This is a genomic window from uncultured Duncaniella sp. (assembly GCF_910578445.1).
Classification (GTDB): domain Bacteria; phylum Bacteroidota; class Bacteroidia; order Bacteroidales; family Muribaculaceae; genus Duncaniella.
Genome location: NZ_CAJTQC010000046.1, coordinates 1 through 6,616, shown reverse-complemented (window position 1 = coordinate 6,616; position 6,616 = coordinate 1). Strand labels below are relative to the sequence as shown.

Sequence of the window (6,616 nt, the reverse complement as noted above, 5' to 3'; positions counted from 1 at the left end):
TTCTAACCGACCGAAGCCTGAGATGCAAACGCATCTCGGGCTTCGGCTTTTTTATGTAATTACGTCAATATAGAGCTTTACAATTGAATTTTCAGCGGGACGCAAGGTTATGTGACCGTTTTTTTGTAAATTTGCAACACCTAAATTAATATCGTAGCTTTGATGCTATATTGACTGGCTACTGATATGTTTTTATACCGTTTATATTTTTAAGAGTTATTAAACCGATCAAAGAGATTGACATGAAACTTACTGAACTGACAGCAATATCACCGGTCGACGGCCGCTACCGCGGAAAATGTGAGAATCTGGATGAATATTTTTCAGAATTTGCTCTTATCCGCTACCGTGTAAAGGTAGAGGTCGAGTATTTTATCGCTCTTTGCGAATTGCCGCTTCCGGCTCTTGCTGATTTCCCTGCAGAGTTGTTCGGTAAGTTACGCGATATCTACGGTCAGTTTTCTGTTGAAGACGCTGCGAAAGTCAAGGATATTGAAAGCGTGACCAATCATGATGTCAAAGCCGTCGAATATTTCATAAAGGAGCGCTTCGATGCTTTAGGAATAGAGAAATATAAAGAATATATACATTTCGGACTTACATCACAGGACATCAACAACACTTCTGTCCCGATGTCGATAGCAGATGCGATTAAAAATGTCTATCGTCCGCGTATCGTGGAGATGATTGAGCATCTTGAAGCGCGTGCCGACGAGTGGTATGACATCCCGATGCTTGCTAAGACTCATGGTCAGCCTGCATCGCCCACCCGTCTCGGAAAGGAAATCCGCGTGTTCAGCTACCGACTCCGCCGTCAGCTTGCAATTCTTGACGCTGTTGAGATTTCAGGTAAGTTCGGAGGGGCGACAGGTAATTTCAATGCCCATCTGTGTGCATTCCCCGATGTGGACTGGCGTGAGTTTGGCGCGAAGTTCCTTTCAGAGAAGTTAGGTATCGTCAGGGAAGAATACACGACACAGATATCAAACTACGATAATCTCGCTGCGCTTTTCGATGCGTTTGCCCGCATAAACAACATAATTCTCGACCTTGACCGTGACATGTGGATGTATATCTCCATGGAATATTTCAAACAGAAAATCAAGGCCGGGGAGGTCGGTTCGTCGGCAATGCCCCACAAGGTTAATCCGATTGACTTTGAGAATTCTGAAGGAAACATCGGCATAGCTAATGCCGTGTTCGGTCATCTCGCAACCAAACTTCCAGTGTCGCGTCTGCAAAGAGACCTCACCGATTCGACTGTATTGCGCAACATCGGTGTGCCTCTCGCTCACACGCTCATTGCCATCGCTTCGACAATGAAGGGACTTGGTAAGCTTCTGCTCAACCGTGCGGCCATCGACGCTGATCTCGACAACACTTGGAGTGTCGTGGCAGAGGCTATTCAGACCGTGCTCCGTCGCGAAGGCTATCCGAAGCCCTACGAGACACTCAAGGCTCTGACCCGTAAAAACGAGGCTGTGACCGCCGAAAGTATCGCCGAGTTTATTGATACGCTCAATGTTTCCGATGAAGTGAAGGCCGAACTGAAGACTATTACTCCTCACAGTTATACCGGCTATTGATAATCCGCCGTTAATGGATACGTCGACAAAAATACGCTTCGGCTTTATTGCGGTGCTATGGCTTTTCCTGTGTTATCTTGTCATAGCATCACGGCCGTTTACCCTCTGGACCATATTTATCATAACAGCTTCCGGTATCATTGTGTGGGTTCCTCTGTATAAGAAATATATTAAGAATGGAAAAAGAAACGAAGGACGATAAATATCCCCTCCTGTCGCAGATTGACTCTCCGGCCGATTTGCGCAAACTCCCGGTGCAGGAGCTGCCGAAAGTGTGTAGCGAGTTGCGTTCGTTTCTGATCAACTCGCTCTCGACCCATCCGGGGCATTTTGCGTCGAGCATGGGGGCGGTCGAGATTACAGTGGCCTTGCACTATGTGTTCAACACCCCCTACGACCGTATCGTATGGGATGTCGGGCATCAGGCCTATGGCCATAAGATTCTGACCGGGCGTCGCGACCGTTTCAGCACCAATCGCACGCTCGGCGGTCTCAGCGGTTTCCCTTCTCCCAAGGAGAGCGAATATGATACATTTACCGCCGGCCATGCCTCAAACTCCATCTCGGCAGCTTTGGGCATGACGGTGGCAAGTTCGTTGCAAAACGAAACACCGCTCCGCAACGTCGTGGCGGTCATTGGCGATGCTTCCATCAGTGGTGGTCTCGCGTTCGAGGGGCTTAACAATGCGGCCAATGCCAATTCCAATCTTCTTATCATTCTTAACGACAATGATATGTCGATTGACCGCAATGTCGGTTCACTCAATTCATATCTTGCCCATCTCACCACATCGAAGGCATATAACAATCTGAGATATAAGTTCGCAAGGTTTCTGCGCAAGAACCATCTTGTCACCAACAAGGGCAAGGGGATGATCATGCGCTTCAACAACAGCCTGAAGTCACTTATAACCAAGGAGCAGAATATTTTTGAAGGCTTGAATATAAGATATTTCGGGCCTTTCGACGGCCATGATTTGCCGACGATTATCAATGTGCTGAATGAAATCAAGGATTTCAGCGGTCCGCGCATCCTCCATCTGCGCACCATAAAAGGCAAAGGTTACGAACCGGCCGAGAAAGATCCCGCACGCTGGCATGCGCCGGGACGTTTTGACGCAAAAACCGGCAAGATTATAAAAGACAGTGTGAAGAAAGCTCCGAAATATCAGGATGTGTTCGGCGAAACGCTTGTCTCGCTTGCCGAAAATAATCCTAAAATAGTGGGTGTGACGGCCGCCATGCCTTCGGGCACATCAATGAATAAGCTTGAAAAAGCGTTCCCTTCAAGGACTTTCGATGTCGGCATTTCCGAGGGCCATGCTGTGACGTTTGCCGGAGGAATGGCAAAGGAGGGTATGAAACCCTTTGTGGCCATCTACTCATCATTCCTTCAGAGAGCCTACAGTCACATCATCCATGATGTGGCTATTGAGGGGCTGCCAGTGACATTCTGCCTCGACAGAGCAGGTCTGGTCGGAGAGGATGGCGCTACCCACCACGGAGTGTTCGATCTGGCATATCTCCGTTCGATTCCAGGGATGACGGTTGCGTCGCCGAGGAATCTTGATATGCTCCGTCATCTGATGCTGACAGCAGAAAGCTTCGACGGCCCGTTTGCCATCCGTTATCCGCGTGGCAACGGAGAGGCGGAGTTGTCGGAGGAAATGCGCAAGTTGCCTGTCGGCAAAGGTGAATTGCTTAAGGATGGCAGCGACATGGTCGTGCTTACTATAGGCCCGGTGGCCTCGGAGGCACGCTGCGCGATCGAGCGCGCTGAAAAGGAATTTGGTATCTCAGTGGCTCACTACGATATGATATTCCTCAAACCGATGGATACGGAAATCATCAGCCGTATCGTCGCGATGAATGTTCCGGTCATTACTGTCGAGGATGGTGTGGCCGACGGAGGAATGGGTTCGGCTGTGCTTGAAGCGCTGTCCGATGCCGGTTCTGACGTCCCCGTCCATCGTCTTGGTGTCCCTGACCGTTTTATCCCGCAGGGCAAACCTTCGGAACTTAAGCATCTGTGTGGTTTTGACGCAGATGGTATCTATGAGGCCATTGCCAAGATTGCTAATCCTGTTAAAGGCTGATATTACAGATGAAAATAGTTATTGCCGGGTCGGGAGAGGTCGGTACTCATCTGGCCAAACTTCTGTCAAACGAAGAGCAGGATATCACCGTTGTCGATAGTGACGGTGAAAAGCTCTCCATGCTCGATTCAAATTATAACCTCCTTACATTCAAAGGCTCTCCGACTTCATTCTCTACCCTCCGTCAGGCAGGTGTGGAGGATTGCGATCTTTTTATCGCTGTCACGCCATTTGAGACCCGCAACATTATCGCGTGTGCTATCGCAAAAAGTCTTGGAGCGGCAAAGACGGTGGCACGGATTGATAATTACGAGTTCAAAGATCCGGCCAATCATGATTTTTTCGTCCATATAGGTGCTGACGACATGATTTATCCCGAGTATCTTGCCGCGCTTGAGATTATTCAGGCACTGCGCCACAATTGGGTCAGACACTGGTTTGAGCTTCACAACGGCGAGCTGATTCTTGTCGGTGTCAAACTGAGGGATAATGCGCCGTTGAAGGGTATGCAGCTCAAGGAGCTGGGCATGACCGAACACAGTTTTCACGTTGCCGCAATCAAGCGCAATCACGAGACGATTATTCCCGGCGGTCACGACCGTCTGGAAGTGAATGATATTGTCTACTTCATGACTACGCGTGAACATGTCGATTCGCTTGTCGCGCTATGTGGCAAGACTCAGCGCAAAATCCGTGATGTGCTCATCATGGGTGGCAGCCGTATCGCTATAAGACTGTGTGCGATGGCAGGCGACGAGTTCAACTTCAAAATCATGGACATGGACCGAGACCGTTGCCTCGTTTTGTCAGAGAAATGCCCTGATGCGACAATCATCAATGCCGATGCCCGTGACACTGATGCGCTCCTCGATGCAGGCATAACGGACATGGATGCTTTCATCGCGCTTGCCGACAGCAGCGAGACCAACATTCTCACCTGTCTTTCCGCCAAAGAGCTTGGAGTGGTCAAGACTATTGCCGAAGTCGAGAACCTGCAGTTCATATCGGAGGCCGAAGGGCTGAATATCGGCACTATCATCAACAAAAAGCTGCTTGCGTCTTCAAGGATATTCCAGATGCTTCTTGACCGTGACACTTCAAATTCGAAATGTCTTGCGCTTGCCGATGCCGAAGTCGCTGAGATTGTGGCACGGGAAGGTTCGAAGATTACCCGCGGACCTGTGAAGGATCTGAAACTGTCGCGCGACATGACCATCGCCGGTCTCATAAGGGATGGAAAGGGATATCTCGTTTCGGGCAACACCGTCATCGAGCCCGGCGACAGTGTGGTGGTGTTTACGCTTAACGGTGTTATCCACAAAGTGGAAAAACTGTTTAAATGACATGAATTTTCTTCGTTACCGACCTACAGTCATAAATTTCCCGGTGATACTCCGCATCATCGGGCTGCTTCTCATCATCGAGGGGCTTTTTTTGTCAGTCCCTCTTGCCACAGCTCTTGTTTATCACGAAAACGACTGGATGTGTTTCCTGCTCACTATGGTTGTCACGACCGTGGCAGGAACGATAATGACATTCGGCATCCGTCCGCGCAATCCTCGCATGGGAAAACGTGAAGGGTTTCTGCTGACAGCTTTGATATGGGTTTTCTTTTCGATTTTCGGAATGATTCCGTTTATCTTCATGGAAAAGCAGCCGATGTCAGTCTCCGATGCTTTTTTTGAGGCCATGTCGGGTTTCACGACGACGGGAGCGACGGTCATGGATTCCATCAGTCATCTCAGCCACGGTATTATCATGTGGCGCAGTCTGATGCAGTGGATAGGAGGCATGGGTATAATTCTGTTTACTTTGGCTGTAGTCCCGATGCTCAATCATTCGGGTGGCATGCAGATGTTCAACGCGGAGGTGACCGGTATCACCCACGATAAACTGCGCCCCCGCATCTCGCAGACGGCCAAAGGCTTGTGGCTCATCTACATAGTGTTGACCATAGTGCTCTTTATCTTGCTTATAATAGGGCCGATGGACACGTTTGAAGCCATATGCCATGCGTTCAGCACGATGTCGACCGGTGGATTCTCCACGGCCGATGCAAGTATAGAGGCTTGGGATTCGGTGTACATCGAAAGCGTGGTGACCGTTTTCATGTTTTTTGGCGGAACGAGCTTCGTGTTGCTTTACCGTGCGGCTCACGGTGAATTCAAACCGATATGGCAGAACGATGTGTTTCGCGCTTACGTCTGGATAATCCTTGTCTGCTACGTGCTTTTTGTCATATCTATCTTCTATCACGGTCAGGCATACTCAATAAAATCAGTCACGCTTGATCCTCTTTTCCAGATTGTGTCGACGATTACTTCGACCGGCTATGAGGTTTCTGACTTCTCAAACTGGGGGACATTCACCCTGTCGCTTGTTTTTGCACTGATGTTTTTTGGTGCGTGTGCAGGTTCGACAAGCGGTGGTGCGAAGATTGACCGCCTGATTTATCTGTTGAAAAACTGTCGGAATGAGATTGTCAGATGTGTCTATCCGAATAATATCTTTACCGTCCGAGTCAACCGCCGTGTGATTCCACACGAGACTGTGTCGAAGGTCATAGCTTTCCTGTGCCTTTATGTCATGATAATAATGGTGGGAGGCATAATTCTCACCGCCCTCGGACTTCCCTTGGTCGACTCGTTTTTCTCGGCCTTCTCATGTATCAGCAACACCGGACTCGGTGCGGGTGTCACCGGCTACGGAGGTTCCTATGCTCTTGTCCCCGACGTTGGCAAATGGCTGTTGGCCATAATCATGATGATCGGCCGTCTGGAGCTTTTCACAGTGCTCATCCTTTTCACCCCGACATTCTGGAAGAAATAGCGTCGCACGGAGGTATCCTGAATTCATTGACTGTTATTTGGTCGATTTACCCAATATTGTCCTAAACGTTTTGGGCAAAAATAAAAATAGGAAGTAGTTACTAAG

At 49.2% G+C, this 6,616-nt stretch carries 4 protein-coding genes; all 4 read left to right on the top strand.

From position 1 onward, the window contains the following. The first annotated feature begins 242 nt into the window (after positions 1–242). The 4 genes from purB (at position 243) to QZ311_RS11895 (ending at position 6,511) form a co-directional block, all read left to right on the top strand. The gene (gene purB / locus QZ311_RS11910) at positions 243–1,586 is read left to right on the top strand and encodes an adenylosuccinate lyase (protein WP_297068346.1); all 1,344 of its coding nucleotides are present in this window, start codon (positions 243–245) and stop codon (positions 1,584–1,586) included. 176 nt (positions 1,587–1,762) lie between these two features. Further along, on the top strand, positions 1,763–3,682 hold the full coding sequence (dxs, locus tag QZ311_RS11905; protein ID WP_297068343.1) for a 1-deoxy-D-xylulose-5-phosphate synthase: 1,920 nt from the start codon (positions 1,763–1,765) through the stop codon (positions 3,680–3,682). An 8-nt stretch (positions 3,683–3,690) separates the two neighbouring features. After that, positions 3,691–5,025, top strand: a complete 1,335-nt coding sequence (trkA, locus tag QZ311_RS11900) for a Trk system potassium transporter TrkA (protein WP_297068342.1) — start codon at positions 3,691–3,693, stop codon at positions 5,023–5,025. Between the two features lies 1 nt (position 5,026). After that, positions 5,027–6,511: a TrkH family potassium uptake protein gene (locus QZ311_RS11895; RefSeq protein ID WP_297068339.1), complete on the top strand. Its 1,485-nt coding sequence runs from the start codon at positions 5,027–5,029 to the stop codon at positions 6,509–6,511. Positions 6,512–6,616: the final 105 nt, after the last annotated feature.

Excerpts from the sequence above, each read along its gene's own strand:
- purB (WP_297068346.1), top strand. The coding sequence starts at position 243 with ATGAAACTTACTGAACTGACAGCAATATCACCGGTCGACGGCCGCTAC.
- dxs (WP_297068343.1), top strand. The coding sequence starts at position 1,763 with ATGGAAAAAGAAACGAAGGACGATAAATATCCCCTCCTGTCGCAGATT.
- trkA (WP_297068342.1), top strand. The coding sequence starts at position 3,691 with ATGAAAATAGTTATTGCCGGGTCGGGAGAGGTCGGTACTCATCTGGCC.
- QZ311_RS11895 (WP_297068339.1), top strand. The coding sequence starts at position 5,027 with ATGAATTTTCTTCGTTACCGACCTACAGTCATAAATTTCCCGGTGATA.